The organism is Pseudoxanthomonas fibrivorans, from assembly GCF_041464125.1.
Classification (GTDB): domain Bacteria; phylum Pseudomonadota; class Gammaproteobacteria; order Xanthomonadales; family Xanthomonadaceae; genus Pseudoxanthomonas.
The window spans coordinates 1,167,216-1,193,334 of record NZ_JBGNUG010000001.1; the positions used below are offsets into that span (position 1 = coordinate 1,167,216).

Genomic DNA, 26,119 nt, shown 5'->3' on the forward strand with positions numbered 1-26,119 from the left:
TTCGTTCTCTGCTCGTTCCCTGCGGGGGGATCAGGGGCTGCCGGCCCGGGCGTTGTCCGCGCCGGGGCCGATGTGCTTGTCGAAGAAGGCCAGCATCTTCGTGTAGAGGTTCACGTTGTTGTCGAGGTCGCGGAAGCCGTGGCCTTCCTTCGGCTCCACCACCACGAGCTCCGGCTTCTTGCCGGCCTGTTCCATCTTCCCGATCAGGAAGTTCATGTTCTTGATCGGCACGCGCACGTCCTTCTCGCCGTGGACCAGCATCACCGGCGCCCTGAGCCGGTCGACGCCATAGGCCGGCGACTGGGCCACGCGCTCGGCCTTGGTGGGCGGATAGACGTCCCTGAGGTAGTTGCGCCCGGACTCGTGGTCGGCGATGTCCGAATCGCGCTGGGCATCGAGGTCGTAGACGCCGACGTAGCCGACCGCGCAGCGGTAGAGGTCGGGCTCGCGCACCGCGCTCATCAGCGCCGCGTAGCCGCCGTAGGACGCGCCGTAGATGCAGACCCGCCGCGGATCGGCGATCCCCTGGGCGATGGCCCACTTGACCGCATCGGTCAGGTCGTCCTGCATCGTGGTGCCCCACTTGCGGTAGCCCAGCCCCTCGAATGTGTTGCCGTAGCCGCCCGAGCCGCGGTAGTTGACCTGCAGCACCGCGTAGCCGCGGTTGGCGAACAGCTGCACCTCGGGGTTGAAGCCCCACTCGTCGCGCGGGCCGTGCGGTCCGCCGTGCGGGTTGATGATCAGCGGCAGGTTCTTGCCGTCGCTGCCCGCCGGGATGGTGACGTAGCCATGCAGCTCCAGGCCATCGCGCGCCTTGAAGCTGACCGGCTTCATCGGCGACATCTCGGCCGGCTTGATCCATTCCATGCTGCTGGCCAGGAAGGTGGCCTGGCCGGTCTCGCGGTCGAACAGGTAGGCGTCCGGCGGGGCGCGGTCGGAATAGACGCGCATCGCGAGGTAGCGCCCATCGTCGGACGGGCGCAGGAAGCGCACCACCTTGCCCGGGAACGCCTTGGTGAGGCCGGCGTAGACCTTGGTCTCCGGGTGTTCTGGGGCGATCCAGTCCCAGTACGGGACGCCATCCTCGTACAGGACGCCGAGCAGGGTCTTCTCGTCGCTGCTCCACAGCCTCGCCGACGGGCTGACCGTGCCGTTGCGCGACAGCTCCTTCTCCTGGCGGGTCTCGGTGTCGAGCAGGACGATGGACTCCGGCTTGCCATCGACGCCCTTGGCCATGTACGCGTGGCGGTTGTCCCCGGCGAAGCCCAGCGGGAAGTAGGTGGCGCCGTTGCGCTCGCTCTCGTGGACCAGGGTCCAGTTCTCGCCGTCGCGGCGATAGGTGACGTTGCGGCCGTCGTTCATCGCGCCGGACACGTAGCGCGGCCGCCGCTCGTGGTCGACGAGGAAGGTGCCCTGCTCCACCGGCGCGGACGCGACGGTGATCAGGCGGCCGTTGTAGACGTTCAGCTTGGACAGGAACGTATTTTCGACCGACCGCTGGACGAGGATGGTCTGCGGGTCCTCGGGCGTGGTGTCGACGATGGTGTAGTAGCGGCCGTTCGGGATGTCGATCCGCTGGGTGCCATCGATGTTCGATGCGTAGAGGTCGCCCTTCGAGGTCTCGAAGTCGAAGCGCCCGGTCTTGAAGGAGACGTAGAACAGCAGGCGTTCGTTGTTGGCCCAAACGACGTCGCGGAAATGCCGGTCCGGACCGAAGTCCCACTTGCCGACGATGCCCTGGTCGGAGACGCGCAGCACGGCGAGCAGCGTCCGGTCCTCGCGCGGCACGCTCACGGCCATGTGCTTGCCGTCCGGCGACAGGCGCAACGCGGTGAACTCCGCGTCCTTGAAGAAATCGCGGATCGGGACCTCGCGTGCGGCGGCATCGAAGCCGAGCACCAGCATGGCCAGCAGGAACATCCCCTTCAGCAGTCGCATTCCCTTACTCCTGTCGTTGGCGGGTGGAACCGGCACCGCGGCGGTCAACCCGCCATCGAGGCCACGAAACGGTCGAACAGCGGCGCCACGTCGTGCGGGCCGGGCGAGGCTTCCGGGTGGCCCTGGAAGCTGAAGGCGGGGGCGTCGGTCAGCTCGATGCCCTGGTTGGTGCCGTCGAACAGCGAGCGGTGGATCACCCGCACGTTCGCCGGCAGGGTCGACTCGTCGACCGCGAAGCCGTGGTTCTGCGAGGTGATCATCACCCGCCCGCTGTCGAGGTCGATCACCGGGTGGTTGGCGCCGTGGTGGCCATGGCCCATCTTCACCGTCTTCGCGCCGGCGGCCAGCGCCAGCAGCTGGTGGCCCAGGCAGATGCCGAACAGCGGCACCTTCCTGGCCACGAACTCGCGGATCGCCTCGATGGCGTAGTCGCACGGCTCCGGGTCGCCCGGCCCGTTGGACATGAACACGCCGTCCGGCGACAGCGCCAGCACCTCGGCCGCCGGCGTCTGCGCCGGGACCACGGTCACCTCGCAGCCGCGTTCGGCGAGCATGCGCAGGATGTTGGTCTTCACCCCGAAGTCGTAGGCGACGACCTTGAACCTGGGCTCGGCCTGGACGAACGCGTTGCGGTCCAGGTCCAGCTGGCCTTCGTTCCAGCGGTAGCGCTCGGTCGTGCTGACCACTTTGGCCAGGTCCATGCCTTTCAGGCCCGGGAACTTGCGCGCCGCTTCCAGCGCCTGGTCCACGTCGACCGTGCCGGCCATCAGCGCGCCGTTCTGGGCGCCGCGCTCGCGCAGGATGCGGGTGAGCTTGCGGGTGTCGATGCCGGCGATGGCGACCACGCCGCGCGCGGCCAGCCAGTCCTGCAGCGAGGCTTCGCTGCGCCAGTTGCTCGGGCGGCGCGGCACGTCGCGCACGATCAGCCCGGCCGACCAGACCTTGGCGGCCTCGTCGTCCTGGCCGGTGCAGCCGGTGTTGCCGATGTGCGGGTAGGTCAGCGTGACCAGCTGGCGGGCATAGGACGGATCGGTGACGATCTCCTGGTAGCCGGTCATGGCGGTGTTGAACACCACTTCGCCGACCGACAGGCCGCTGGCGCCTACGGATTCGCCCTCGAACACGGTGCCGTCTTCGAGGACGAGGATTGCGGGTTGGGTCACGTCGTTCGCCTTGAGGTGGGGGAGCCCTGTCGCCGTCCGGCTTCGTGGAAACCGGGCTGCAGAAAACCGCGGACTCGGTTTCTCTCCGGTCCGTGGTGGGGGTAACAGGCGAGCGGGAATTGTACCGGCGAAGGGCGCAAAAGGGAACGCCGGTGCCCGGCGCGAGCGATGCCCGGCGGTGGCTATTCAGTTGCCGTCGAACAGCAGGTCGCGCATCGCGTACCGGCCCGGAGCGCGTCCATGCAGGCGCGCAGCGGCCTGCAGCGCGCCCCGGGCGAAGATGTCGCGGCTGGTGGCGCGGTGCACCAGCTCGATCCGTTCGCCGTGGCCGGCGAACTGGACCAGGTGCTCGCCGACGATGTCGCCGGCGCGGAGGCTGGCGTAGCGGGGCTGGGCCCCGCCCCGCTGCGCCGATTCGCCCAGGGTGAGCGCGGTTCCCGACGGCGCGTCCTTCTTGTGCACGTGGTGCGATTCGACGATGTCGCAGTCCCAGCCCGGCAGCGCCCGCGCGGCGCGCTCCACCAGCTCGTCGAGCACCGCCACGCCGACGCTGAAGTTGGACGCCCACAGGACCGGGATCGCCCGAGCCGCGGCGTCCAGCGCCTGGCGCTGCGCCGGCTCCAGCCCGGTGGTGCCGGACACCAGCGCCCGGCCGCGCTCCGCGCACAGCGCGAGCACGGGACCGAAGCCTTCCGGCAGGCTGAAGTCGATCGCGGCGTCGAAATCCGGCGCGCCGGACAGCTCGGCGGCGGCGAAGAACGGCACGCCATCGATCACCCGCTGCGCGGGCGGGCGCCGGGTCACCGCGGCGACCACCTGCCAGTGCGAGGGGGATTCCGCCGCCAGGCGCAGCAGGGCCTGGCCCATGCGACCGGAAGCACCATGGATGAGGACGCGCAGAGGAGTCGTGGCCATAGGCCGCGCAGGCTAGCGGCCACGCCACCGGCCGGCAAGCGACAGCCCGCTTTCAGTCGAAACCGACGCGGCCCGCGCGCGGGGCGCGGATCACCAGACGAGGTCGTCCGGAACCTGGTAACGCGGATCCGCGTAGGGGTCCTCGCCCGCCGGCGCGGCCGGGTCGACCTTCAACGCCACGGCCGGGGCGAAGGCGGCCTCGGCCTCGGCCAGCGCCGCCGCGTCCACCAGCAGGTAGCGGCCATTGAGCTGGACCACGCCCAGCTCGCCGCCGTTGAGCGCCTTCAGCTGCGGCCCGGTGACGTAGATCCGCTTGATCTTGCCGCCGTACTCGAAATGCCGCGCGATGTCGGCCGCCGGATCGTTCAGCGCCTTGTCCTTCAGCAGCAGCTCGAGCCTGGCCTTGGCTTCGCGGCGCACGCGCGCCTCCTCCTGCTTCACCCGCTCGGCATCGATGCGCTGCTGCTTCTCCTGGTTGGCGCGCAGCGCCCAGGCCTTGCCGAGGTCCATTTCGCCCGCGGGCTTGCGGCCCGGGTCGCGCCGCGGCGCGTTGCCGCCGGCGGGCCTGCCCTTCGCCGCGTCCTGCGCGCCGGGCCGTCCGCCGCGCTGGGGCGGCCTGCCCTGCCCGCCCTTGCCCGCGGCGGGCTTGCGCGCCGGCTCGGGCGCGGACTTCTTGAAGCCGAGGTTGAGCAGCTGGTCGCGGAGGCTGTCGGTCATTGCAGGGTGGGGTCGTGCGTGGCCGCGGGCGGCCGGGAAGGTTCAGTAGTGCGGCGGTGGCGGCTCGCTCGCCGCATCGGCGTAGAGCGCACCGCGCAGTCCGCGCAGGTCGGCCAGCACCGCCCGCATCAGTTCGTCGCCACGGGCGCGCTCCAGCCGCGCCTCGGCCAGCGCTTCGCCGAGCTCGGCCAGCGCCTGCTCCTGGAAGGCCAGGCGGGTTTCCAGTTCGATCAGGCGCTGCTCGAGCGCGCTGCCGCCGGCCATGCCGAGCATCTCCATCTGCGCGGGGCTCATGCGTGGCCTCCCGGGATCCGTACCGAACGGCCGCGGCCGATGCCGTAGTAGGCCAGGCCGGCGGCCTCGGCTTCCTCCGGTTCGTACAGGTTGCGCCCGTCGAACACCACGGCGTCGCCGAGCGCGGCGTGCAGCCTGGCGAAGTCCGGGCTGCGGAACTCCTTCCACTCCGTCACCACGACTAGCGCGTCGGCGCCTTCCAGCGCCGACTGCGCCGAGCGGCACAGCACCAGGTCGTCGCGCTCGCCGAAGATCCGCCGCGCCTCGTCCATCGCCTCGGGGTCGTAGGCCCGCACCGTGGCGCCCGCTTCCCACAGCTGCGCCAGCAGCCGCCTGCTCGAGGCCTCGCGCATGTCGTCGGTGTTGGGCTTGAACGCCAGGCCCCAGACCGCGAACACCTTGCCGCGCACGCCTTCGTCCTCGCCGCGGTCGTAGTGGTGCTGGACCAGCGAGAACAGGCGGCCCTTCTGGCGGTCGTTGACCGCCTCCACCGCATCGAGCAGCTGGGCCTGGTAGCCGTGCTGCTGCGCGGTGCGCGCCAGCGCCTGCACGTCCTTGGGAAAGCAGGAACCGCCGTAGCCGGCGCCGGGGTAGATGAAATGCCAGCCGATCCGGGGATCGGACCCGATCCCCTTGCGCACCGCCTCCACGTCGGCGCCGACGCGCTCGGCGATATTGGCGATCTCGTTCATGAAACTGATCTTGGTGGCCAGCATCGCGTTGGCGGCGTACTTGGTCAGCTCGGCCGAACGCACGTCCATCACCACGAAGCGGTCGTGGTTGCGGTTGAACGGCGCGTACAGGCGGCGCATCCGCGCGATCGCCGCCGGGCTGTCGGCGCCGATCACGATCCGGTCCGGCCGCATGCAGTCGGCGACCGCATCGCCTTCCTTCAGGAACTCCGGGTTGGAGACCACATCGAAGGCGACGTCGGCCCCGCGCGCGGTGAGTTCGGCCGCGATCGCCGCGCGCACGCGGTCGGCCGTGCCCACCGGCACGGTCGACTTGTCGACCACGACGACCGGCCGCTCGATGTGCCGGCCGATGGTGCGGGCCACCGCCAGCACGTACTGCAGGTCGGCGCTGCCATCCTCGTCCGGCGGCGTGCCGACCGCGATGAAGACGATCTCGCCGTGGGCGAGGGCCGCCGCCGCATCGGTGCTGAAATGCAGCCTGCCGGCCGCATGGCTGGCCCGGACCATCGGCTCCAGGCCGGGCTCGTAGATCGGGACCACGCCGTTGCGCAGCCCCTCGATCTTGGCCGCGTCGACGTCCACGCAGACCACGTCATGGCCGACCTCGGCCAGGCAGGCCCCGGTGACCAGGCCGACGTAGCCGGTGCCGAATATCGCGACGCGCACGCCAGCCCTCCTTGCCCGGCCGCCCTTACGGGACGATGCCGAGCAGCTCGACGTCGAAGGTCAGGGTCGCGTTCGGGCCGATCTTCGGCGGGCTGCCGCCTTCGCCGTAGGCGAGGTCGGACGGGATCCAGAAGCGGTACTTGGCGCCCACCGGCATCAGGCCCACGCCTTCGGTCCAGCCGGCGATCACGCGGTCCAGGGGGAACTCGACCGCTTCGCCGCGCTGGTAGGAGCTGTCGAACACGGTGCCGTCGAGCAGCTTGCCCTCGTAGTTCACCCGCACGGTGTCGCTCGCCACCGGGCGCGGGCCGCTGCCTTCGCGCAGGACCATGTACTGCAGGCCCGACGGGGTGGTCAGCACGCCCTTCTGGCCCTTGTTCTTGGACAGGAACGCGGCGCCGTCGGCGCGGTTCTTGCCGGCCACGGCCTGCTGCTTGCTGGACATGAAGCCCTGCAGCGTCGAGGCAGCCTCCTGCTCGGTCATCAGCGGCGTACCGGTCTTGCCCAGGCTGGTACGCACCGCCTGCATCAGCACCGCCGCGTCGATCTCGTCCTTCAGCGGCAGCAGCGACGGGCCGACCATGCGGTCGCCGACGAGCAGGCCGACCTGCTCCTTGGTCGGCGCCGGCGGCTCGCTGCCCGGCGGCATGCCCGGCACGCGCTGGCCCGAACGCGCGGCCACCGCGACCTGCAGCGCGTTGTGGGTCGCCTGCGCCTGCTCTTCGGACTGCAGCGGCTGGCCGCCGGCCAGCGCGTTGTCCAGCGCCTTCTTCATCGCCGCGAAGTCGATGTCCTGGGCGATGGGCTGGAACGAGCGCGCGACGTCGAGGCCGATCGCGTAGCTCACCTTTTCCTTCTCGGTGGCCAGCGTCGTCTTGTCCTGTGCCACGGCCGTGCCTGCCATCATGCTCGCTCCCATCACCAGCGACGCCAGAGCGCCGCGCACGCGGTTGTTCATTCGTTGATTCCCTGGAGGGTTGTTCGGTCCACCGGCAGCGCCGGCGCCGCGGCATTGTCGCACGCGGCGCGCACGGCGACGTCCGTTTCAGCGCTTCGGCGACGGCGCCTTCAGCTCGCGCTCGATCGCGGCGACCAGCGCGGGATCGTCGGGCTTGACCTTGCTGGGCCAGTTGCCGACGACCCTGCCGTCGCGCGAGACCAGGTACTTGTGGAAGTTCCATCCGGGCGAAACGCCCGTGGCATCGCGCAGGCGCTGGTACAGGGCGGTGGTCTCCGGACCGGTGACGTGCACCTTCTCGTACATCGGGAACTTCACGCCGTAGGTCAGGGTGCAGAACTCCTGGATTTCCGCCTCGGTGCCCGGTTCCTGGCCGCGGAAATCGTTGGACGGGAAGCCCAGCACGGAGAAGCCGCGGGCCGCGTACCGCTGCTGCAGCGCCTCGAGCCCCTCGTACTGGGGGGTGAAGCCGCATTTGCTGGCGGTGTTGACGACCAGCAGCACCTTCCCGCCCTGCTGATCGTTCAGGTTGACCGGGGCCTTGCCGGCCAGCGGACGGTATTCGAGGTCCAGCAATGCCGGGGCCGCGGCCAGCGCCGGTACCGCGGCCGCCAGAATGATTCCCTTCAATATCAATGATTTGACAGACATCGACATCTCCCTACGAAGGAATGGGGGCGGATAGGCCATCAGTTGGGTCCGCGGCGGTTGACACCCTGTGTTTAGGTGTTATAGTTGAATACAACACCAGTCACCCAAAGCAGGACACCCGCATGAAACGCATCCTGTCTGCCCACCGCTCCTGGTTCATGGCCCTGGGCCTGGCCGTGGCGGTCCTGGGAGCGACCCGGTGGCTGCCCGACCACGATGGACGCCGTGGTGATTATGGACTCGCCGGGGCCGCCGCGGAACGCGGCGACGCGGACCTGGGCACGGCCGCGGAGCGGCCGGCGCGCAGGCTGCGGGCCTCTTCGACCATGCCCTATTTCTCCTTTGCGCAGTCGCTGCGCTCACGGGGTTGACCATGAGTGACATCCAGTGGAGCGACGGCGCTCCCATCTACCGCCAGCTGAAGGACCGCGTCATCGCCATGATGCTCGACGGGATCCTCAAGCCTGGAGAAGCCCTGCCCTCGGTCCGCCAAGTGGCCGCCGAGTACCAGCTGAACCCGATCACCGTGTCCCGCGCCTACCAGGAACTGGCCGACGAGGGACTGGTGGAGAAGCGGCGCGGCCTGGGCATGTTCGTGACCGAGGAAGCGTCCAGGCAGCTGCGCAGCAGCGAGCGCGAACGCTTCCTCAAGGAAGAATGGCCGGCCGTGGCCGAGCGCATCCAGCGCCTGGGCCTGTCCGTGCAAGACCTGCTCACTCCCCTGGGGAACCACTGATGAACGCTGCCGCATTCCCGACCGCCGGCCCCGAGACGACCGCCAGCGCCGGCACCGTCGTTTCCGCCCGCGGCCTGCGCAAGGCCTACAAGAACAAGGTGGCCGTCGCCGGTGCCGACTTCGACATCGGCGCCGGGCGCATCGTCGGCCTGATCGGCCCGAACGGCGCCGGCAAGACCACCGCGCTGAAGGCGATCCTCGGCCTGACCCCGTTCGAGGGCCAGCTGAAGGTCCTCGGCAAGGACCCGCGCACCGAGCGCGACGAACTGATGAACGACGTCTGCTTCATCGCCGACGTGGCGGTGCTGCCGCGCTGGATCCGCGTCGGCGAGGCGATCGACTTCGTCGCCGGCGTGCACCCGCGCTTCGACCGCGCCAAGTGCGAGCGCTTCCTGGCCAACACCCAGCTGCATCCGAAGCTGCGGGTGCGCGAGATGTCCAAGGGCATGATCGTGCAGCTGCACCTGGCGCTGGTGATGGCCATCGACGCCCGCCTGCTGGTGCTCGACGAGCCGACCCTGGGCCTGGACATCCTGTACCGCAAGCAGTTCTACCAGCGCCTGCTGGAGGACTACTTCGACGAGGACAAGACCATCCTGGTCACCACCCACCAGGTCGAGGAGATCGAGCACATCCTCACCGACGTGCTGTTCATCCGCGACGGGCGGATCGTGCTGTCCTCGCCGATGGAAGAGGTGGCCGAGCGCTACACCGAAGTGCTGGTCGGCGCCGACGCGGCCGAGGCCGCCCGCGCGCTGCGGCCGATCGACGAGCGTTCCCTGCCCTTCGGCAAGACCGTCCTGCTCTACGACGGCGTGCCGCGGGCGCAACTTTCGACACTGGGCGAGACCCGCAATCCCGGCCTCGCCGACCTGTTCGTCGCCATCATGAAGGGGACCTACGCATGAATGCCCTGACCGCCTCCACCGCATCGCCGGCCCACGGCACGGCGAAGTTCAAGTGGCTGTTGCAGCGCGAATACTGGGAGAACCGCGGCGGGTTCTTCTGGGCGCCGCTGATCACCGGCGCGATCATCGTCGGCCTGAACCTGATCCTGGCCGTGATCGGCTCCATCGCCGCCCGGCGCAGCATGGGCAGCAGCGGCTTCGTGTTCGACGACGCCGATCCGCACGAGGTCGGCCAGGCGCTGGGCGCGATGGGCGACGGCATGCTGCTGGCGGGCGTGCTGCTGGCCTGCGTGGTGCTTGCCTTCGTGGTGTTCTTCTACGCGCTCGGTTCGCTGTACGACGACCGCCGCGACCGCAGCGTGCTGTTCTGGAAGTCGCTGCCGGTCTCCGATTCGCAGATGGTCCTGTCCAAGGCGGCCTGGGCGCTGGTGCTGGCGCCGCTGTGGGCGATCGGCGTAGGCCTGCTGATCGGCGTGGCGCTGTGGGTCATCTCCGCGCTGACGATCACCGTCAACGGGCTGCCGGCGGCCCACGCGGTGTTCACCCAGTCGCACCCGCTCAAGATCATCTTCGGCGTGGTCGCCTCGCTGCCCGTGTACATGGCCTGGGCGCTGCCGACGGTGGGCTGGCTGATGTTCTGCTCGGCCTGGGCGCGCTCCAAGCCGTTCCTGTGGGCGGTGCTGGTGCCGGTGCTGGCCTGCGTGGTGATCAGCATGATGACGATCCTGCCGGGCGTGGACATCGCCCACGACAAGGTCTGGTACACCGTCGTCTACCGCGGCCTGCTGAGCGTGGTGCCCGGTGGCTGGTACCCGGTGATCGGCGGCGTGGTCGGCGAGTCGGCCGCGATCAACACCCCGGACGACCTGGCCAGCGCCATCGACCTGACCCGCAGCTGGCACGCGTTCGCCACGGCCGACATGTGGATCGGCGTGGTGGTCGGCATCGCCTTCATCGCCGCCTCCGTCCGCCTGCGCCGCTGGCGCGACGAAGGCTGACCCCAGCACGCAACCGGAGAAGACGTCCATGCGCCTGCCCCTGCTCGGCCTGCTGTTCCTGGTTCCCGCTTCGGCCCTGGCCGACGACCACTGCACCCATTCCGCGCCGCGCCAGCTGCAGCTGGACCTGGCGGGGGTGAAGAAGGTCCGGGTGGAGACCCGCCAGTTCGACGTCGCGCTGCGGGCCGCCCCCGGCCCGACCCACGCGTTGCAGGGCCGGGCCTGCGCCAGCAAGGCGCAGTGGCTGCCCGACCTGACCGTCACCCAGGAGCGCAAGGGCGACACCCTGGTGGTCAGCCTGCAGCGCGAGAAGGACCCCGGCCTGTCCAGCCTGTTCGGCGACAACTACGCCTGGATGGAGCTGACCGGCACCGTCCCGGCGGACGTGCTGGTGCAGCTGGTGGTCGGCTCCGGCGACGGCTCGATCGAGGGCGCCGCGTCGGCCAGCGCCGACGTGGGCTCCGGCGACGCCACGCTGCGCAACATCCGCGGCGCGGTCACCGCCAAGGTCGGCTCCGGCGACATCGAAGTCGACGGCGCGGGCTCGCTGCACGTGCTGTCCATCGGCTCGGGCGACGTCAAGGCGCGCAACGTGGGCGGTGCGGTCGAGGTCGGCAGCATCGGTTCCGGCGATTTCGAGCTGGACGGCGCCCGCGGCGACGTGCGGATCGGTTCGATCGGCAGCGGCGACGCCGAGGTGCGCAACGTCGGCGGCGCCGTCCGCATCGACTCGGTGGGTTCCGGCGGCGCCGACGTGCGCGGCGCCGCGCGCCTGTCGGTGGGATCGATCGGCAGCGGCGACGTGGGCCATCGCGACGTGACCGGCGCGGTCGAACTGCCGCGCCGCGACTGAAGCACTGACAGGAGAACGCCATGCACATGCACATCCGACGCCCGATCCTGCCGCTGCTGCTGGCGGCCATGCTGCCGCTGGCCGCGGTGGCGGCGCCGCCCAAGGGCGGCATCGAGGCCGAAATCAGCGCCGACCTGGCCGAGGCGCGCGAGGAGGTGAGCCGCGAGCTGGCCGCCGCACGCCTCGAACTCGAGACCGAAAACCTGCAGCTGGGCGACAGCCTGCATTTCGGCAAGTCCGGCAAGCGCGCGACCCGGTCGTCCGCCCCGCTGCCGAAGGCCGAGATCACGCCGCGCGGCGATTTCCTGGTCGACGGCAAGGCGGTCGCCATCGACGCCGCCCAGCGCCGCGAGCTGCTGGCCTACCGGGGCCAGGTCATCGACATCGCCCAGGCCGGCATCGACATCGGCGAGCGCAGCGCGAAGCTGGCGCTGGAGGCGGTGGACCGCGGGCTGTTCAGCCTGATGTTCAGCGCCATGACCGGCAGCCTGGAACGCGATATCGAGAAGACCATCAAGCAGTCGATCGAACCGGGCGTGGTCCAGATCTGCAGGCGCCTGCCGGCCCTGATGGAGAGCCAGCAGCGGCTGGCCGGCAGCCTGGCCGAGTTCCGCCCCTACGCCACCCTGGAAGCGGACGACGTCGACGACTGCGAAGACGAGATCCGCCGCGAATTCGCCCTGAACTAGAGGTCCTGACCCATGCGCCTGCTGCCCGCCCTCGCCCTCGCCGCCCTGCTGCCCCTGGCCGCCTGCGGCAACAACGACCCCGCGCCCTCCGGCGGCGATGCCGCCACCGCGCCGCCGGCCAACACCGCCCTCGGCCGCAAGATCCAGTCGGCGATGGCCGAGGCCAGCCGCAAGCTGGCCACGGAGAACATCCGGGTCGGCGACGAGTCGGCCAATCCCAGGGCCGAGATCAGCCCCGCGGGCGACCTGCTGGTGGACGGCAGGCCGGTGGCGATCGACGAGGCCCAGCGCAAGCTGCTGCTCGCCCATCGCGCCAACCTGGTGGCCATCGCCCAGGCCGGCATCGCGGTCGGCATGCAGGGCGCGGACCTCGGCATCGAGGCGGCGACCGGCGCGCTGAAAAGCGTGTTCGCGGGCGACACCGGCGAGTTCGAGAAGAGGATGGAGGCGCGCGGCAAGGAGATCGAAGTCGAAGCGCAGAAGATCTGCGCACGCCTGCCGGCCCTGCTCGAATCGCAGCAGGCCCTCGCCGCCGCGCTGCCGGCCTTCGGCCCCTACGCGACGATGGATCAATCGGACATCGAGGATTGCGGCAAGGACGGCAACTACAACGTCGACATCGGCGGCACCCATGCCTCCGCCCAGCTCGACTCCGGCGACGACGCCGACACCGAGCACATGGACGCGGCGGCCGAGGCCGACGCCGCCGCGGCCCGCCCCGGCAACTGAGCCGGCGCACCCCTGGCCGGCGCACCCCTGGCCGGCGCGGCGCCTGTCGCCGCGGCCGGCATCCCGGGGCTTGGCGTGCCCCGGTCCCGCGCAACACGGCCGCGATGGCGGTGCCCGACGACCGCAGCGGCCGTCGGCGCCCACCGCGCGCTCAGCCGCCGCCACCGCCGGGCTTGCCGTGGATCCCGCCGCGGGCCAGCACGGCCGGGTCGAGCAGCGGCGCCAGCGTCTTCGCCGGCAGTCCGGTGACCTCGATCGCGACTTCCAGCACCGGCCGGCCCTCCTTGTACGCCTGCTTGGCGATCGCCGCCCCCTGCTCGTAGCCGATCACCGGATTGAGCGCGGTGACCAGGATCGGATTGCGGTCCAGCGCCTCCTTGACCCGCTCCGGGCGCGCCTTCAGCCCGGCGATGGCCGAATCGGCCAGCAGCCGCGACACGCTGGACAGCAGCTGGATCGACTCGAGCAGGTTGGCCGCGATCAGCGGCAGGGTCACGTTGAGCTGGAAATTGCCGGTCTGGCCGGCGACCGTAATGGCGGTGTGGTGGCCGATCACCTGCGCGGCGGCCATGACCGTTGCCTCCGGGATCACCGGATTGACCTTGCCCGGCATGATCGAGCTGCCCGGCTGCAGCGCCGGCAGTTCGATCTCGCCCAGCCCGGCCAGCGGCCCGGCATTCATCCAGCGCAGGTCGTTGGCGATCTTGATCAGGGCCACCGCCAGCGCGTTGAACTGGCCCGACAGCTCGACCGCGTCGTCCTGCGCGGCCAGGCCCTCGAACTTGTCGTCCGCGCTCTCGAACTTCGTGCCGGCCAGCGCGGAGAGGGCCCTGGCCGCACGCGCGCCGAAGCGCGGGTCGGCGTTGATGCCGCTGCCGATCGCGGTGCCGCCCAGCGGCAGCCGGCGCAGGCGCTTGAGGCTGTCCCCGATCCGGCCCTCGGCCGACTTCAGCTGCGAGGCCCAGGCGCCGAACTCCTGCTCGAAGGTCAGCGGCATCGCGTCCATCAGGTGGGTGCGGCCGGTCTTGACCACCCGGCGCAGCTCGCGGCCGCGACGTTCGATCGTCTTGCGCAGGTGCCGGATCGCCGGCAGCAGGTCGTCCACCACGCCCAGTTGCGCCGACACGCGGATCGCGGTCGGGATGACGTCGTTGGAGCTCTGGCCGAGGTTGACGTGGTCGTTCGGGTGGACCTTGCCCTTGCCGGCCTTGCCCGAGCCATTGGCCAGCGCGGCGATCACCTCGTTGGCGTTCATGTTCGAGGAGGTGCCCGAGCCGGTCTGGTAGATGTCGACCGGGAAGTGCGCGTCCCAGGTGCCGGCGGCGACCTCCAGCGCGGCGGTGCGCACCGCCCCGGCCACGTTCTTCGGCAGCAGGCCCAGGCCGGCGTTGACCTCGGCCGCGGCGGCCTTGACCAGGCCCAGCGCGCGGATGAAGCCGCGCGGCATCGGCCGGCCGGAGACCGGGAAGTTCTGCACCGCGCGCTGGGTCTGGGCGCCCCACAGCGCGTCGGCCGGGACCTGCAGCTCGCCCATGCTGTCGTGTTCGATACGGGTGCGACCGGGGTCGGCGGCGGGCCTGGAGGCGGAACCGCGGCGCGGTGCTTTCGGCGACGCCGGCGCCCTGGCGCGGCTCGGTGATGCTTGGCTCATGACCGTCTCCAGCGGGGATGGACCACGGCGGGCGACCGGCGCAGGGCCGATGGCTGGCGGGCGGCCAGCATACGCCAGGCCGCATGCCGGGCCCTGGATCGGCATGCTGCGAACCGGACCGCGCCCGGGCGCCGTGGCGGCCGCGGTAAACTGTTGCGCTCCCCTCGCCGCCCACGCCCTCCATGTCGGATTCCGCCCTGCTCGCCCTGTCCCCGCTCGACGGCCGCTACGCCTCCAAGGTCGACGCGCTGCGCCCGATCTTCTCCGAGTACGGCCTGATCCGGGCCCGGGTGAAGGTCGAAGTCGAGTGGCTGCTGGCCCTGGCCGCCGAGCCGGGGATCGTCGAGCTGGCGCCGTTCTCCCCCGCCGCCACGGCGCGCCTGCGCGCGCTGGCCGGCGACCTCTCCGTGGCCGACGCGGCGCGGGTCAAGGAGATCGAACGCACCACCAACCACGACGTCAAGGCGGTCGAGTACCTGATCAAGGAGCGGCTGAAGGACGACGCCGGCGAGCTTGCCGAAGAGCTGGGGCCGGCACTGGAATTCGTCCACTTCGCCTGCACCAGCGAGGACATCAACAACCTGTCCTATGCGCTGATGCTGCGCGAGGCGCGCGACACCGTGCTGCTGCCGGCGCTCGACGGCATCACCGCGAAGCTGCGTGCGCTGGCCCACGACCAGGCCGGGCAGCCGATGCTCTCGCGCACCCACGGCCAGACCGCCTCGCCAACCACCCTGGGCAAGGAGGTGGCGAACGTCGTGGCCCGGCTGGAGCGCCAGCGCCGGCAGATCGCCGCGGTCGAGCTGACCGGCAAGATGAACGGCGCGGTCGGCAACTACAACGCCCACGTCGCCAGCTACCCGGACGTGGACTGGCCGGCGTTCGCGCAGACGTTCGTCGAGGGCCTGGGCCTGCCGTTCAACCCCTACACCACCCAGATCGAGCCGCACGACAACGTCGCCGAGCTGGGCGACGCGATCCGCCGCGCCAACACCGTGCTGGTCGACCTGGCGCGCGACGTGTGGGGCTACATCTCGCTGGGCTACTTCAAGCAGAAGCTCAGGGAAGGCGAAGTCGGTTCCTCGACCATGCCGCACAAGGTCAACCCGATCGACTTCGAGAACGCCGAGGGCAACTTCGGCATCGCCAACGCCCTGTTCGAGCACTTCTCGGCCAAGCTGCCCATCAGCCGCTGGCAGCGCGACCTCACCGACTCCACCGTGCTGCGCGCGCTGGGCACCGCCTTCGGCCACACCCAGGTCGCGCTGGATTCGCTGGGCAAGGGCCTGGGCAAGCTGCAGGTGAACCCGCAGCGCCTGGACGCCGACCTCGATGCGGCCTGGGAAGTGCTGGCCGAGGCCGTGCAGACGGTGATGCGCCGCCACGGCCTGCCCAACCCGTACGAACAGCTCAAGGCGCTGACCCGCGGCCAGGACGGCATCGACGCCGACGCGATGCGCCGGTTCGTCGCCTCGCTCGACCTGCCGGAAGACGCGCGCGCGCGCCTGGCCGCGCTGACCCCGGCCGGCTACACCGGCCTGGCCGAGCGCCTGGCCCGCGGCATCTGATCGTTCCGCATCCCGCGCCGGCCTGCGCCGGCGCCCCGCACAAGGACCGCGCATGACCCGCTTCCCCCTGGCCCTCTTCGCAGCGGTGCTGGCCGGCGCCACGTTGCCGGTCGGCGCGGCCACCCCCGCCCCGGCGGCCTCCGCTGACGTGCCCTGCGCCGCCGACGCCGGCTGGGACGATCCCTCGCCGCCGCGCCACGTGCATGGCGACACCTGGTACGTGGGCACCTGCGGCATCAGCGCCCTGCTGGTGACCTCGCCGCAGGGCCACGTGCTGGTGGACGGCGTCACCGTGCGCTCGGCCGGCAAGGTGCTCGACAACATCCGCGCCGCCGGCTTCGACCCGGCCGACGTGCGCGCCATCGTGTTCTCGCACGAGCACATGGACCACGCCGGCGGCCTGGCCGAACTGCAGCGCGCCACCGGCGCACCGGTCTACGCGCGGGCACCGGCGGTGCAGGCGCTGCGCACCGGCCACAGCGACCGCAGCGACCCGCAGCAGCTGGTGCTCGAACCGTTCCCGCCGGTGGCCGAGGTGCGCCTGCTGGCCGATGACGGCGTGGTCGAAGTCGGCCCGCTGCGGCTGCAGGCGGTGGCCACGCCCGGCCATACCCCCGGCGGCACCAGCTGGACCTGGCGCTCCTGCCAGGACGGCGCCTGCCTGCAGGTGGTGTACGCCGACAGCCTCACCGCCATTTCCGACGACGTCTGGCGCTACGGCGACGCGGCCAATGCCGGCTACCTGGCTGCGTTCCGCTTGACCTTGCGCAAGGTCGCCGCGCTGCCCTGCGATATCCTGATCACGCCGCATCCCTCGGCCAGCGACCTGTGGTCGCGGCTGGGCCCGGGCGCCACCGCGCCGCTGGCCGCGCCCGGCGCCTGCCGCGCCTACGCCGACCGCGGCCGGGCCCGGCTCGAGCAGCGGCTGGCGGACGAGGCCAAGGCCTCGCCCCGCTGATCCACCGCCCCCGACGTCGACGCCATGCACCTGCTGATCAACATCGACGTCGACGACCTGGCCCGCGCCGAAGCCTTCTACCGCGACGCCTTCGGCCTGTCCGCGGGACGCCGCTTCGGCGACGGCATGCTGGAGATGCTCGGCGCGCAGGCGCCGCTGTACCTGCTGCGCAAGCCGGCCGGCAGCGAAGGCGCGCCCGGATCGGCGCGCGGCTACCACCGCCACTGGACGCCCCTCCACCTGGACGTCGTGGTCGATGACCTGGACGCGGCCCTGGCCCGCGCGCTTGCCGCCGGCGCCCGCGCCGAAGGCGAGGTGCGCGAGGCGGCGTGGGGCCGCATCGTGCCGCTGGCCGACCCGTTCGGGCACGGCTGGTGCCTGCTCCAGTTCCTCGGCCGCGGCTACGACGAGATCTCCCGATGACTTCCAAGAAACCCGCCCCGCCTGCGTCCCGCAAGCCCGCCCGCGCGCCCGATCCGCAGTCCCTGCCGTTCGAGGTCGACGCCGCCGGCAACACCCCGCTGGGCATGGATCCGGCCGCGTTCCTGCGCGACTACTGGCACAAGCGTCCGCTGCTGGTGCGCAACGCCTTCCCCGGCTTCCGGGCGCCGCTGATGCCCGAGGACCTGGCCGGCCTGGCCTGCGAGGAAGGCGTGCTCGCGCGCCTGATCAGCCTGGACCGCGCCAGCGGCCGCTGGGACGTGCGCACTGGCCCGTTCCAGGAAGAGGACTTCCCCGGCCTGCCCGACCACGACTGGACCCTGCTGGTGCAGGACGTGGACCGCTGGGATCCGGACGTGGCCGCGCTGCTGGAGCAGTTCCGCTTCCTGCCGCGCTGGCGCATCGACGACGTCATGATCAGCTTCGCCGCCACCGGCGGCTCGGTCGGCGCGCACGTGGACCACTACGACGTGTTCCTGCTGCAGGGCCATGGCCACCGCCGCTGGCAGATCGACGCCAGCGTCGCCCTGGGCCGGCCGCAACCGGACCTGTCCTTCCAGGACGACGTGGCGATCAAGCTGCTGCGCCGGTTCCATCCGACCCACGACTGGGTGCTCGGCCCGGGCGACATGCTCTACCTGCCGCCGCTGGTCCCGCACCACGGCGTGGCCGAGGATCCGTGCCTGACCTTCTCGGTCGGCATGCGCGCGCCCTCGTCCTCCGAGCTGATCGGCGACTGGCTGGACGAGGTGCTGGTCGATGCCGACGAGGCGATCCGCTACCACGACGAGGACCTGGCCGTGCCGGCCGATCCGCACGAGATCGACACCGCGGCGATGAACCGCGTGGTCGAGGCGCTCAACGCCATCCGCATGAACGACCCGGACCGGCTCGGCGACTGGTTCGGCCGCTTCATCACCACCTACCGCGCCGCCGGCGAGGTGATGCCGCGCGGCGACGAGCGCCCGCGGATCGAGCTGGACTGGGACCTGGCCCACGGCGCCGCGCTGCAGCGCCACCCGTGGGCGCGGATGGCCTGGCGCCGCAACCACGGCGCCGGCCACGCCAGCCTGTTCTGCAGCGGACGCACCCTGCACCTGCCGCTGGACGACGCGCGCCGGCTGGCCGACATGCCGCTGATCGACGGCCGCGCCTGGGAGGCGCTGTCGCCGGCCGCGCGCGACGCGGTCCACGCGCTCCACCAGGGCGGCTTCTATGCCCTGCTCTCCGACGATCCGGACGCGGACGACGACGACGCATGAGCGCCGGCTACACCGTCGCCGCCGCCGACTACGCCCGCGACCACGCGCGGCTGCATGCCGTGCGCAGCACGGTGTTCATCGACGAACAGCAGGTGCCGGCCGAGCTCGAGCGCGATGCGCTGGACCCGCTCAGCTTCCACGTCCTGGCCACCGGCGAGGACGGCGTGCCGCTGGGCACCGCGCGCCTGACCCCGGAGCGACGGATCGGCCGCATGGCGGTGCTCGCCGGCCACCGCGGCCGCGGCATCGGCGAGGCGCTGCTGGACGCGCTGGTCGCAGAAGCCCGCCGCCGCGGCTGGCCGCAGGTCTCCCTGCACGCCCAGCTGCACGCCCTGCCGTTCTACGCCCGCGCCGGCTTCGTCCCGTCCGGGCCCGCCTTCGTCGAAGCCGGGATCGGCCACCGCGAGATGCACCGCCGCCTGCCCGGTTCCAGCGCGGTCGAGGACGTCGAGGGCGCCGCCGCGGTGCTGGTCGCCCTGGCCGGGCACGCCCGGCGCGAACTGGGCCTCTACAGCCGGGCCATGGATCCGGGCCTGCTCGACCGCCGCGACGTGCTCGACGCCCTGCGCCGCTTCGCCGTGCGCCCGGGCGAGCGCAGGATCCGGATCCTGCTGCAGGACGCGGCGACCCCGCAACGCGCGGGCGCGCCGCTGCTGCCGCTGGCCCAGCGCCTGCCCAGCGTGTTCGCCTTCCGCGAGGTCCGCGACCCGGTCGACGCGCGCTATCCCTCCGCGTACGCCTTCAACGACACCGGCGGCGCCTGCTTCCGCCCGCTGGGCCACCGCTACGACGGCGAAGGCGGGATCGACGATGCGCCGGTGGCGCGGCGGCTGCAGCTGGACTTCGACCGGGTCTGGGAGCGCTCGCGCACCTGCACCGAGTACCGCACGCTGTAGCCGCGCGGGCATCGCCGCGCTGTCCCCGGGACTGTTCCGGGACAGGCGCCGCCCGGGTCCGCGCGGCGTTCCCGCAGGAGTGTGAACAGGCGCACCACGCGGGCCGCGGCGGGGGCGGCCCGGCCGTTCGTCTAGGTCCCTGAACGGGCGATGGGGGTTATACTTTTGCGGCTTTAGATGCCCGCTCCGCCGGGCCTGGGCCGGATGCGGCCCATCCCCCACCCATACGCGACCCCATCGTGGACAATCTACTCAAGCAGTTTGCGCAGTCGTCCCAGCTCGGCAGCAATGCCGCCTTCATCGAAGACCTGTACGAGCAGTACCTGGTCTCCCCCGACAGCGTAGACCCGAAGTGGAAAGCCTACTTCGACGGGTTCAAGGGCCGCGAGGCCGGTGACGTCCCCCACTCGGCGGTCATCGCCCACGTCGCCGGCGCCGCCCGCCAGGCCGCCAACAACGGCCATGCCACCGCCCCGGCCGCCGGCGACGAGCGCGAGCGCAACGTCGGCCGCCTGATCACCGCCTACCGCTCCCGCGGCCACCTCGGCGCCAAGGTCGACCCGCTCGCCCTGACCCCGCCGATGAACCCGCCGGACCTGGGCCTGGCCTTCCACGACCTGTCCGACCGCGACCTGGACAGCGACTTCAGCACCGGCGGCCTGGCCGGCCAGCCGCGGATGAAGCTGCGCGACCTGCTCGCGCGCCTGAAGGCGACCTACACCGGCCCGATCGGTGCCGAGTTCATGCACATCCCCGAGGTCGAGCAGCGCCAGTGGCTGTACCAGCGCCTGGAGCTGGCCGGCGGCGACTACAACCTCAGCACCGAGACCCGCCAGCGCGTGCTGGAGCGGCTGACCGCCGCCGAGGGCCTGGAGCGCTACCTGCACACCAAGTACGTCGGCCAGAAGCGCTTCTCGCTGGAAGGCGGCGACTCGCTGATCCCGCTGCTGGACACCGTGATCCGCCAGTCCGGCGTGGACAAGGTCAAGGACATCGTGGTCGGCATGGCCCACCGCGGCCGCCTCAACGTGCTGATCAACACCCTGGGCAAGAACCCGCGCAAGCTGTTCGACGAGTTCGAGGGCAAGTTCGAGCACGACGAACGCGCCCACGCCGGCGACGTGAAGTACCACATGGGCTTCTCCGCCGACATCGCCACCCCCGGCGCGCCGGTGCACCTGGCGCTGGCGTTCAATCCCTCGCACCTGGAGATCGTCGACCCGGTGGTCGCCGGCTCGGTGCGTTCGCGCCAGGAACGCCGCGGCGACAACGAGCGCACCCAGGTGCTGCCGATCCTGATCCACGGCGACGCGGCCTTCGCCGGCCAGGGCGTGGTGATGGAGCTGTTCCAGATGTCGCAGGCGCGCGGCTTCGCCGTCGGCGGCACCCTGCACGTGGTGGTCAACAACCAGGTCGGCTTCACCACCAGCAACAAGGAAGACTCGCGCTCGACCCTGTACTGCACCGACGTGGCCAAGATGGTCGGCGCCCCGGTGTTCCACGTGAACGGCGACGATCCGGAAGCGGTGGTGTTCGTGGCCAAGCTGGCCTACGAGTTCCGCCAGCAGTTCAAGAAGGACGTGGTCATCGACCTGGTCTGCTACCGCCGCCACGGCCACAACGAGGCCGACGAGCCGGCGGCGACCCAGCCGCTGATGTACCAGACCATCCGCAAGCACCCGACCACCCGCGAGATGTACGCCGCGCAGCTGGAGAAGGCCGGCGTGGTCGCCGCCGACGGCGGCAAGGCGCTGGTGGACGAGTACCGCAACAAGCTCGACGCCGGCGAGGTCACCACCGAGCTGGCCTCCTCCAAGCCGGAGGACTACGAGCTGACCATCGACTGGTCCAAGTACCTGTCCGGCACGGTGGCCGACGCGGTCGACACCCGGGTCAAGAAGGGCACGCTGACCCAGCTGGCGAAGATCATCAACACGATCCCGCAGGGCGTGTCGCTGCACCCGCGCGTGGCCAAGATCTACGAGGACCGCCTGAAGATGACCGCCGGCGAGATCGGCGGCGACTGGGGCTTCGCCGAGAACCTGGCCTACGCCACCCTGCTGTCGGAAGGCTACGGCCTGCGCCTGGTCGGCCAGGACGCCGGCCGCGGCACCTTCTTCCACCGCCACGCGGTGCTGCACGACCAGAAGACCGACAGCTACTACCTGCCGCTGCGCCAGCTGGTGGAGACCCCCGAGCAGGCCACCATCATCGACTCGCTGCTCAGCGAGGAGGCGGTGATGGCGTTCGAGTACGGCTTCTCCACTACCGACCCCAACACCCTGGACATCTGGGAAGGCCAGTTCGGCGACTTCGCCAACGGCGCCCAGGTGGTGATCGACCAGTTCATCGCCTCCGGCGAGGCCAAGTGGGGCCGCATCTCCGGCCTGACCCTGCTGCTGCCGCACGGCTACGAAGGCCAGGGCCCCGAGCACAGCTCGGCGCGCCTGGAGCGCTTCCTGCAGCTGTGCGCGCTGGAGAACATGCTGGTCTGCGTGCCGACCACCCCGGCCCAGTGCTTCCACATGCTGCGCCGGCAGATGAAGATGAGCACGCGCAAGCCGCTGATCGTGATGTCGCCCAAGTCGCTGCTGCGCCACAAGCTGGCCGTGTCGACCCTGGACGAGCTGGCCGACGGCGAGTTCCAGCACCTGATCCCGGACACCGCCGCCGACCCGAAGAAGGTCAAGCGCGTGGTCGCCTGCTCGGGCAAGGTCTACTACGACCTGCTGGAAGACCAGCAGAAGCGCGGCCAGGACAACGTCGCCATCGTCCGCGTCGAGCAGCTGTACCCGTTCCCGCGCGAAGCCCTGTCGACCGTGCTGCAGACCTACGCCAAGGCCACCGAGGTGGTCTGGTGCCAGGAAGAGCCGCAGAACCAGGGCGCGTGGTACCAGATCAAGCACCACCTGCAGGCCTGCCTGGCCAAGGGCCAGGCGCTGAGCTACGCCGGGCGCACGCGCTCGCCGTCGCCGGCCGTGGGCCACTTCGCCGACCACGTCGAGGAGCAGCTGCAGCTGGTCGCCGACGCCCTGGTCAACGCGCCCGGCAACCAGATCGTCGCCGAATAAGCCCGGCTCCCGCCCCGCCTTTCCTGCCCCACGCACAACGAATCAAGGACGCCCCATGGCCACCGAAGTCAAAGTTCCGGTCCTTCCCGAATCCGTCTCCGACGCCACCATCGCCAGCTGGCACAAGAAGGCCGGCGACGCGGTCAAGCGCGACGAGAACCTGGTGGACCTGGAGACCGACAAGGTCGTCCTGGAAGTCCCCTCGCCGGTCGACGGCGTGCTGAAGGAGATCAAGTTCCAGGAAGGCGACACCGTCACCAGCTCGCAGGTCCTGGCGATCATCGAGGAAGGCGCCACCGCGGCCGCTCCCGCTGCCGCCGCCAAGGACGACAAGCCGGCCGCCGGCGCCGAGGAAGTGCAGGCCAAGCCGGCCGCCGCCAAGGCCGAAGCCGCCGCGCCGGCGTCGACCAAGCCGGCGCCCGTCGCCGGGGGCGACCTGCCGCCGGGCGCGCGCTTCACCGCCAGCAAGGAAGGCATCGACCCGTCGCAGGTCGAAGGCACCGGCCGCCGCGGCGCGGTGACCAAGGAAGACATCGTCAACTACGCCAAGTCCGGCGGCGCCGGCAAGGCCGGTGGCGCGCGTCCGGAAGAGCGCGTGCCGATGACCCGCATCCGCAAGCGCATCGCCGAGCGCCTGATGCAGTCCAAGGACTCCATCGCGATGCTGACCTCGTTCAACGAGGTCAACCTGGCCAAGGTGTCGGCCGCGCGCAAGGAGCTGGGCGAGGACTTCCAGAAGGCCCACGGCATCAAGCTGGGCTTCATGAGCTTCTTCGTGAAGGCCGCCGCCAACGCGCTGCAGCGCTTCCCGGTGGTCAACGCCTCGGTCGACGGCGACGACATCATCTACCACGGCTATGCCGACATCTCGATCGCCGTGTCCACCGACAAGGGCCTGGTCACCCCGGTGCTGCGCAATGTCGAGCGCCTGGGCTTCGCCGAGATCGAGCAGGGCATCGCCGACTACGCCAAGAAGGCGCGCGACGGCAAGCTCGGCCTGGACGACCTGCAGGGCGGCACGTTCACCATCACCAACGGCGGCACCTTCGGCTCGCTGATGTCGACCCCGATCGTCAACCCGCCGCAGAGCGCGATCCTGGGCATGCACACCATCAAGGAGCGCCCGATCGCCGAGAACGGCCAGGTCGTGATCGCGCCGATGATGTACATCGCGCTGTCCTACGACCACCGCATCATCGACGGCAAGGACGCGGTGCAGTTCCTGGTGGACATCAAGAACCAGCTCGAGAACCCGAACCGGATCCTGTTCGGGCTGTAAGACCCCCGCGCCGCCCTTCCCCGGAAGGGCGGCGCCGTTTTCGCCAGGGCCGGCGGAAGCCAAGCGCGATCCAGCTCGCCGCCCTGCACTCTTCCGCCCCCGGGCCACGGCCCGCGACGGGCAGCAAAGGCAAAGGAACTGGAAATGGCTGAACAATTCGACGTCGTCGTCATCGGTGCCGGCCCGGCCGGCTACCACGCCGCGATCCGCGCCGCGCAGCTGGGCCTGAAGACCGCCTGTATTGACTCTGCGCTGGGCAAGGACGGCAAGCCGGCGCTGGGTGGCACCTGCCTGCGCGTGGGCTGCATCCCGTCCAAGGCGCTGCTCGATTCCTCGCACCAGTACGAGAACATGCTGCACAAGTTCGAGCAGCACGGCATCGGCTTCAAGGATGCGTCGATCGACGTGGAGAAGATGGTCGCCCGCAAGGACGGCATCGTGAAGCAGTTCACCGGCGGCATCGCCCAGCTGTTCAAGGCCAACAAGGTCACCGCGTACTACGGCTTCGGGCAGCTCCAGCCGGGCAACGTCGTCAAGGTCAAGCAGCACGACGGCACCGAGGTCGAGCTCAAGGGCACCAACGTCATCATCGCCGCCGGCTCGGACTCGATCGAGCTGCCGTTCGCGAAGTTCGACGGCGAGGCCATCGTCGACAACGTCGGCGCGCTGGACTTCACCGAGACCCCCAAGCGCCTGGCCGTGATCGGCGCCGGCGTGATCGGCCTGGAGCTGGGCAGCGTGTGGAAGCGCCTGGGCGCCGAGGTCACCATCCTCGAGGCGATGCCCGACTTCCTGGCCGCCGCCGACGCCGAGGTGGCCAAGCTGGCCGCGCGCGAGTTCAAGAAGCAGGGGCTGGACATCCGCCTGGGCGCCAAGGTTTCCAAGGCCGAGGTCAAGGCCAAGGGCAAGAAGAAGGAAGTCGCCGTCACCTACACCGACGACAAGGGCGCCGAGCAGTCCCTGGTCGTGGACAAGCTGCTGGTGGCCGTCGGCCGTCGCGCCGCGACCAAGGGCCTGCTGGCCGAGGGCACCGGCGTGCAGGTCAACGAGCGCGGCCAGGTCGTGGTCGACGAGCACTGCCACACCGGCGTCGACGGCGTCTGGGCGGTCGGCGACTGCGTGCGCGGACCGATGCTGGCGCACAAGGGCTTCGAGGAAGGCATTGCCGTGGCCGAGCTGATCGCCGGCCTGCCGGGCCACGTCAACTTCGACACCATCCCGTGGGTCATCTACACCGGCCCGGAAATCGCCTGGGTCGGCAAGACCGAGCAGCAGCTCAAGGCCGAGGGCGTGCCGTACAAGACCGGCACCTTCCCGTTCGCCGCCGTCGGCCGCGCCGTGGCCATGGCCGAGCCGGTCGGCTTCGCCAAGGTGATCGCCCACGCCGAGACCGACCGCGTGCTCGGCCTGCACCTGGTCGGCCCGAACGTGTCCGAGCTGGTCCACGAGGGCGTGCTGACCATGGAGTTCAGCGGCTCGGCCGACGACCTGGCGCGGATCTGCCACGCCCACCCGTCGCTGTCCGAGGCGATCCACGACGCGGCGATGGCGGTGGACAAGCGCGCCATCCACAAGGCCAACTGAAAGTTGGCCTTGTGGATGGAGGACATTCGCCGGCGAATGTCCTCCATGCGTGCGGCCATCCCCACCATTCCGCGCCTCTGGCGCGGACCGCCCCCGACTCGGGGGCTATGGTCAAACCCCCGGGAAGTTGGCTTTATGGATGGCCGGGTTTGCTGCGCAAACACCGGCATCCGCGTGCAGCCATCCCCGCCCTACGCGCCGCTTGGCGCGGACCGCCCCCGGCTCGGGGGCTGCGGCACCGAAGCCGGGCAATGCCCGGCTTCGCGCTTTCAGGAACCAGGCACCCGATCTCCCGCGAGGTAGAAGCGCATGGCATCGAACGGATTGTCCCCACGCCTCGCCGCCGGCCTGTACATCGCCGCCGGGGTGATGTTCATCGCCGGCGCCGTGGCCAGCCAGCGGATCGCCTTCAGCGGCGTCGGCGTGGCCTTCATCGCGCTGGGCATCGCCATGCTCGTGCGCCAGCGCAAATCCCGCGACTGACACCGCACCACAGGAC

25 protein-coding genes are annotated in these 26,119 nt (G+C 70.8%); 16 read left to right on the forward strand and 9 right to left on the reverse strand.

Features of this window, described 5'->3' with window-relative positions:
• Positions 1-30: 30 nt before the first annotated feature.
• The 8 genes from ACA089_RS05515 to ACA089_RS05550 all read right to left on the reverse strand — a co-directional run bounded on the left by ACA089_RS05515 (position 31) and on the right by ACA089_RS05550 (position 7,997).
• On the reverse strand, positions 31-1,938 hold the full coding sequence (locus ACA089_RS05515) for a S9 family peptidase (protein ID WP_372014252.1): 1,908 nt from the start codon (positions 1,936-1,938) through the stop codon (positions 31-33).
• 44 nt (positions 1,939-1,982) lie between these two features.
• Positions 1,983-3,101, reverse strand: coding sequence for a glutamine-hydrolyzing carbamoyl-phosphate synthase small subunit (carA, locus tag ACA089_RS05520; protein ID WP_372014254.1), 1,119 nt, complete (start codon positions 3,099-3,101; stop codon positions 1,983-1,985).
• A gap of 186 nt (positions 3,102-3,287) precedes the next feature.
• Positions 3,288-4,016, reverse strand: coding sequence for a 4-hydroxy-tetrahydrodipicolinate reductase (dapB, locus tag ACA089_RS05525; protein WP_372014256.1), 729 nt, complete (start codon positions 4,014-4,016; stop codon positions 3,288-3,290).
• 90 nt (positions 4,017-4,106) lie between these two features.
• Positions 4,107-4,733, reverse strand: a complete 627-nt coding sequence (locus ACA089_RS05530) for a DUF2058 family protein (protein ID WP_372014258.1) — start codon at positions 4,731-4,733, stop codon at positions 4,107-4,109.
• Positions 4,734-4,775: 42 nt separating this feature from the next.
• The gene (locus ACA089_RS05535) at positions 4,776-5,012 is read right to left on the reverse strand and encodes a SlyX family protein (RefSeq protein ID WP_372017674.1); all 237 of its coding nucleotides are present in this window, start codon (positions 5,010-5,012) and stop codon (positions 4,776-4,778) included.
• Positions 5,013-5,023: 11 nt separating this feature from the next.
• Positions 5,024-6,388 (reverse strand): UDP-glucose dehydrogenase family protein, encoded by a 1,365-nt coding sequence (locus ACA089_RS05540; RefSeq protein ID WP_372014260.1) that lies wholly within the window; start codon positions 6,386-6,388, stop codon positions 5,024-5,026.
• A 25-nt stretch (positions 6,389-6,413) separates the two neighbouring features.
• Complete coding sequence (locus ACA089_RS05545; RefSeq protein ID WP_372017676.1) at positions 6,414-7,295, reverse strand: FKBP-type peptidyl-prolyl cis-trans isomerase; 882 nt, start codon at positions 7,293-7,295, stop codon at positions 6,414-6,416.
• 138 nt (positions 7,296-7,433) lie between these two features.
• Positions 7,434-7,997: a glutathione peroxidase gene (locus ACA089_RS05550; protein WP_372014263.1), complete on the reverse strand. Its 564-nt coding sequence runs from the start codon at positions 7,995-7,997 to the stop codon at positions 7,434-7,436.
• A 122-nt stretch (positions 7,998-8,119) separates the two neighbouring features.
• Here ACA089_RS05550 and ACA089_RS05555 point away from each other — a divergent pair, with 122 nt between their 5' ends.
• The 7 genes from ACA089_RS05555 to ACA089_RS05585 are packed head-to-tail and all read left to right on the forward strand — an operon-like array spanning position 8,120 to position 12,910.
• Positions 8,120-8,368 (forward strand): hypothetical protein, encoded by a 249-nt coding sequence (locus tag ACA089_RS05555; protein ID WP_372014265.1) that lies wholly within the window; start codon positions 8,120-8,122, stop codon positions 8,366-8,368.
• 2 nt (positions 8,369-8,370) lie between these two features.
• Positions 8,371-8,733 (forward strand): GntR family transcriptional regulator, encoded by a 363-nt coding sequence (locus ACA089_RS05560; RefSeq protein ID WP_372014267.1) that lies wholly within the window; start codon positions 8,371-8,373, stop codon positions 8,731-8,733.
• Positions 8,733-9,641: an ABC transporter ATP-binding protein gene (locus ACA089_RS05565; RefSeq protein ID WP_372014270.1), complete on the forward strand. Its 909-nt coding sequence runs from the start codon at positions 8,733-8,735 to the stop codon at positions 9,639-9,641. The genes ACA089_RS05560 and ACA089_RS05565 overlap by 1 nt, the downstream gene beginning before the upstream one ends.
• Positions 9,638-10,639 carry an ABC transporter permease gene (locus ACA089_RS05570; RefSeq protein WP_372014272.1) on the forward strand — a complete coding sequence of 334 codons (1,002 nt, stop codon included), beginning with the start codon at positions 9,638-9,640 and terminating at the stop codon, positions 10,637-10,639. Before ACA089_RS05565 ends, ACA089_RS05570 begins: the two co-directional genes overlap by 4 nt.
• 28 nt (positions 10,640-10,667) lie before the next feature.
• Positions 10,668-11,492, forward strand: coding sequence for a DUF4097 family beta strand repeat-containing protein (locus tag ACA089_RS05575; protein WP_372014275.1), 825 nt, complete (start codon positions 10,668-10,670; stop codon positions 11,490-11,492).
• A 20-nt stretch (positions 11,493-11,512) separates the two neighbouring features.
• On the forward strand, positions 11,513-12,181 hold the full coding sequence (locus ACA089_RS05580) for a hypothetical protein (protein WP_372014277.1): 669 nt from the start codon (positions 11,513-11,515) through the stop codon (positions 12,179-12,181).
• Between the two features lie 12 nt (positions 12,182-12,193).
• Positions 12,194-12,910 carry a YggN family protein gene (locus tag ACA089_RS05585; protein WP_372014280.1) on the forward strand — a complete coding sequence of 239 codons (717 nt, stop codon included), beginning with the start codon at positions 12,194-12,196 and terminating at the stop codon, positions 12,908-12,910.
• Positions 12,911-13,061: 151 nt separating this feature from the next.
• Here ACA089_RS05585 and ACA089_RS05590 read toward each other — a convergent pair whose 3' ends face one another.
• Positions 13,062-14,444 carry a class II fumarate hydratase gene (locus ACA089_RS05590; RefSeq protein WP_372014282.1) on the reverse strand — a complete coding sequence of 461 codons (1,383 nt, stop codon included), beginning with the start codon at positions 14,442-14,444 and terminating at the stop codon, positions 13,062-13,064.
• 299 nt (positions 14,445-14,743) lie between these two features.
• Here ACA089_RS05590 and purB point away from each other — a divergent pair, with 299 nt between their 5' ends.
• The 9 genes from purB to ACA089_RS05635 all read left to right on the forward strand — a co-directional run bounded on the left by purB (position 14,744) and on the right by ACA089_RS05635 (position 26,103).
• Positions 14,744-16,129 (forward strand): adenylosuccinate lyase, encoded by a 1,386-nt coding sequence (gene purB, locus ACA089_RS05595; protein WP_372014284.1) that lies wholly within the window; start codon positions 14,744-14,746, stop codon positions 16,127-16,129.
• 52 nt (positions 16,130-16,181) lie between these two features.
• Positions 16,182-17,087, forward strand: a complete 906-nt coding sequence (gene bla / locus ACA089_RS05600; protein WP_372014287.1) for a subclass B3 metallo-beta-lactamase — start codon at positions 16,182-16,184, stop codon at positions 17,085-17,087.
• Positions 17,088-17,111: 24 nt separating this feature from the next.
• Positions 17,112-17,510 (forward strand): VOC family protein, encoded by a 399-nt coding sequence (locus tag ACA089_RS05605; RefSeq protein WP_372014290.1) that lies wholly within the window; start codon positions 17,112-17,114, stop codon positions 17,508-17,510.
• Entirely contained in the window at positions 17,507-18,790 is a 1,284-nt protein-coding gene (locus ACA089_RS05610) for a JmjC domain-containing protein (protein WP_372014294.1), read from the forward strand. The genes ACA089_RS05605 and ACA089_RS05610 overlap by 4 nt, the downstream gene beginning before the upstream one ends.
• On the forward strand, positions 18,787-19,686 hold the full coding sequence (locus ACA089_RS05615) for a GNAT family N-acetyltransferase (protein WP_372014297.1): 900 nt from the start codon (positions 18,787-18,789) through the stop codon (positions 19,684-19,686). Before ACA089_RS05610 ends, ACA089_RS05615 begins: the two co-directional genes overlap by 4 nt.
• 239 nt (positions 19,687-19,925) lie before the next feature.
• On the forward strand, positions 19,926-22,757 hold the full coding sequence (locus ACA089_RS05620; RefSeq protein WP_372014300.1) for a 2-oxoglutarate dehydrogenase E1 component: 2,832 nt from the start codon (positions 19,926-19,928) through the stop codon (positions 22,755-22,757).
• Positions 22,758-22,812: 55 nt separating this feature from the next.
• Positions 22,813-24,036 carry a dihydrolipoyllysine-residue succinyltransferase gene (gene sucB / locus ACA089_RS05625; RefSeq protein WP_372014303.1) on the forward strand — a complete coding sequence of 408 codons (1,224 nt, stop codon included), beginning with the start codon at positions 22,813-22,815 and terminating at the stop codon, positions 24,034-24,036.
• A 144-nt stretch (positions 24,037-24,180) separates the two neighbouring features.
• The gene (gene lpdA, locus ACA089_RS05630; protein ID WP_372014305.1) at positions 24,181-25,620 is read left to right on the forward strand and encodes a dihydrolipoyl dehydrogenase; all 1,440 of its coding nucleotides are present in this window, start codon (positions 24,181-24,183) and stop codon (positions 25,618-25,620) included.
• Positions 25,621-25,944: 324 nt separating this feature from the next.
• Complete coding sequence (locus tag ACA089_RS05635) at positions 25,945-26,103, forward strand: MFS transporter (protein WP_372014308.1); 159 nt, start codon at positions 25,945-25,947, stop codon at positions 26,101-26,103.
• The last annotated feature ends 16 nt before the right edge of the window (positions 26,104-26,119 follow it).

Excerpts from the sequence above, each read along its gene's own strand:
- ACA089_RS05555 (WP_372014265.1), top strand. The coding sequence starts at position 8,120 with ATGAAACGCATCCTGTCTGCCCACCGCTCCTGGTTCATGGCCCTGGGC.
- ACA089_RS05530 (WP_372014258.1), bottom strand. The coding sequence starts at position 4,733 with ATGACCGACAGCCTCCGCGACCAGCTGCTCAACCTCGGCTTCAAGAAG.
- ACA089_RS05590 (WP_372014282.1), bottom strand. The coding sequence starts at position 14,444 with ATGGGCGAGCTGCAGGTCCCGGCCGACGCGCTGTGGGGCGCCCAGACC.
- ACA089_RS05565 (WP_372014270.1), top strand. The coding sequence starts at position 8,733 with ATGAACGCTGCCGCATTCCCGACCGCCGGCCCCGAGACGACCGCCAGC.
- ACA089_RS05610 (WP_372014294.1), top strand. The coding sequence starts at position 17,507 with ATGACTTCCAAGAAACCCGCCCCGCCTGCGTCCCGCAAGCCCGCCCGC.
- ACA089_RS05580 (WP_372014277.1), top strand. The coding sequence starts at position 11,513 with ATGCACATGCACATCCGACGCCCGATCCTGCCGCTGCTGCTGGCGGCC.
- ACA089_RS05615 (WP_372014297.1), top strand. The coding sequence starts at position 18,787 with ATGAGCGCCGGCTACACCGTCGCCGCCGCCGACTACGCCCGCGACCAC.
- sucB (WP_372014303.1), top strand. The coding sequence starts at position 22,813 with ATGGCCACCGAAGTCAAAGTTCCGGTCCTTCCCGAATCCGTCTCCGAC.
- ACA089_RS05605 (WP_372014290.1), top strand. The coding sequence starts at position 17,112 with ATGCACCTGCTGATCAACATCGACGTCGACGACCTGGCCCGCGCCGAA.
- ACA089_RS05560 (WP_372014267.1), top strand. The coding sequence starts at position 8,371 with ATGAGTGACATCCAGTGGAGCGACGGCGCTCCCATCTACCGCCAGCTG.
- bla (WP_372014287.1), top strand. The coding sequence starts at position 16,182 with ATGACCCGCTTCCCCCTGGCCCTCTTCGCAGCGGTGCTGGCCGGCGCC.
- ACA089_RS05585 (WP_372014280.1), top strand. The coding sequence starts at position 12,194 with ATGCGCCTGCTGCCCGCCCTCGCCCTCGCCGCCCTGCTGCCCCTGGCC.
- ACA089_RS05570 (WP_372014272.1), top strand. The coding sequence starts at position 9,638 with ATGAATGCCCTGACCGCCTCCACCGCATCGCCGGCCCACGGCACGGCG.
- ACA089_RS05535 (WP_372017674.1), bottom strand. The coding sequence starts at position 5,012 with ATGGAGATGCTCGGCATGGCCGGCGGCAGCGCGCTCGAGCAGCGCCTG.
- ACA089_RS05515 (WP_372014252.1), bottom strand. The coding sequence starts at position 1,938 with ATGCGACTGCTGAAGGGGATGTTCCTGCTGGCCATGCTGGTGCTCGGC.
- ACA089_RS05545 (WP_372017676.1), bottom strand. The coding sequence starts at position 7,295 with ATGATGGCAGGCACGGCCGTGGCACAGGACAAGACGACGCTGGCCACC.
- ACA089_RS05575 (WP_372014275.1), top strand. The coding sequence starts at position 10,668 with ATGCGCCTGCCCCTGCTCGGCCTGCTGTTCCTGGTTCCCGCTTCGGCC.
- purB (WP_372014284.1), top strand. The coding sequence starts at position 14,744 with ATGTCGGATTCCGCCCTGCTCGCCCTGTCCCCGCTCGACGGCCGCTAC.
- ACA089_RS05550 (WP_372014263.1), bottom strand. The coding sequence starts at position 7,997 with ATGTCTGTCAAATCATTGATATTGAAGGGAATCATTCTGGCGGCCGCG.
- lpdA (WP_372014305.1), top strand. The coding sequence starts at position 24,181 with ATGGCTGAACAATTCGACGTCGTCGTCATCGGTGCCGGCCCGGCCGGC.
- dapB (WP_372014256.1), bottom strand. The coding sequence starts at position 4,016 with ATGGCCACGACTCCTCTGCGCGTCCTCATCCATGGTGCTTCCGGTCGC.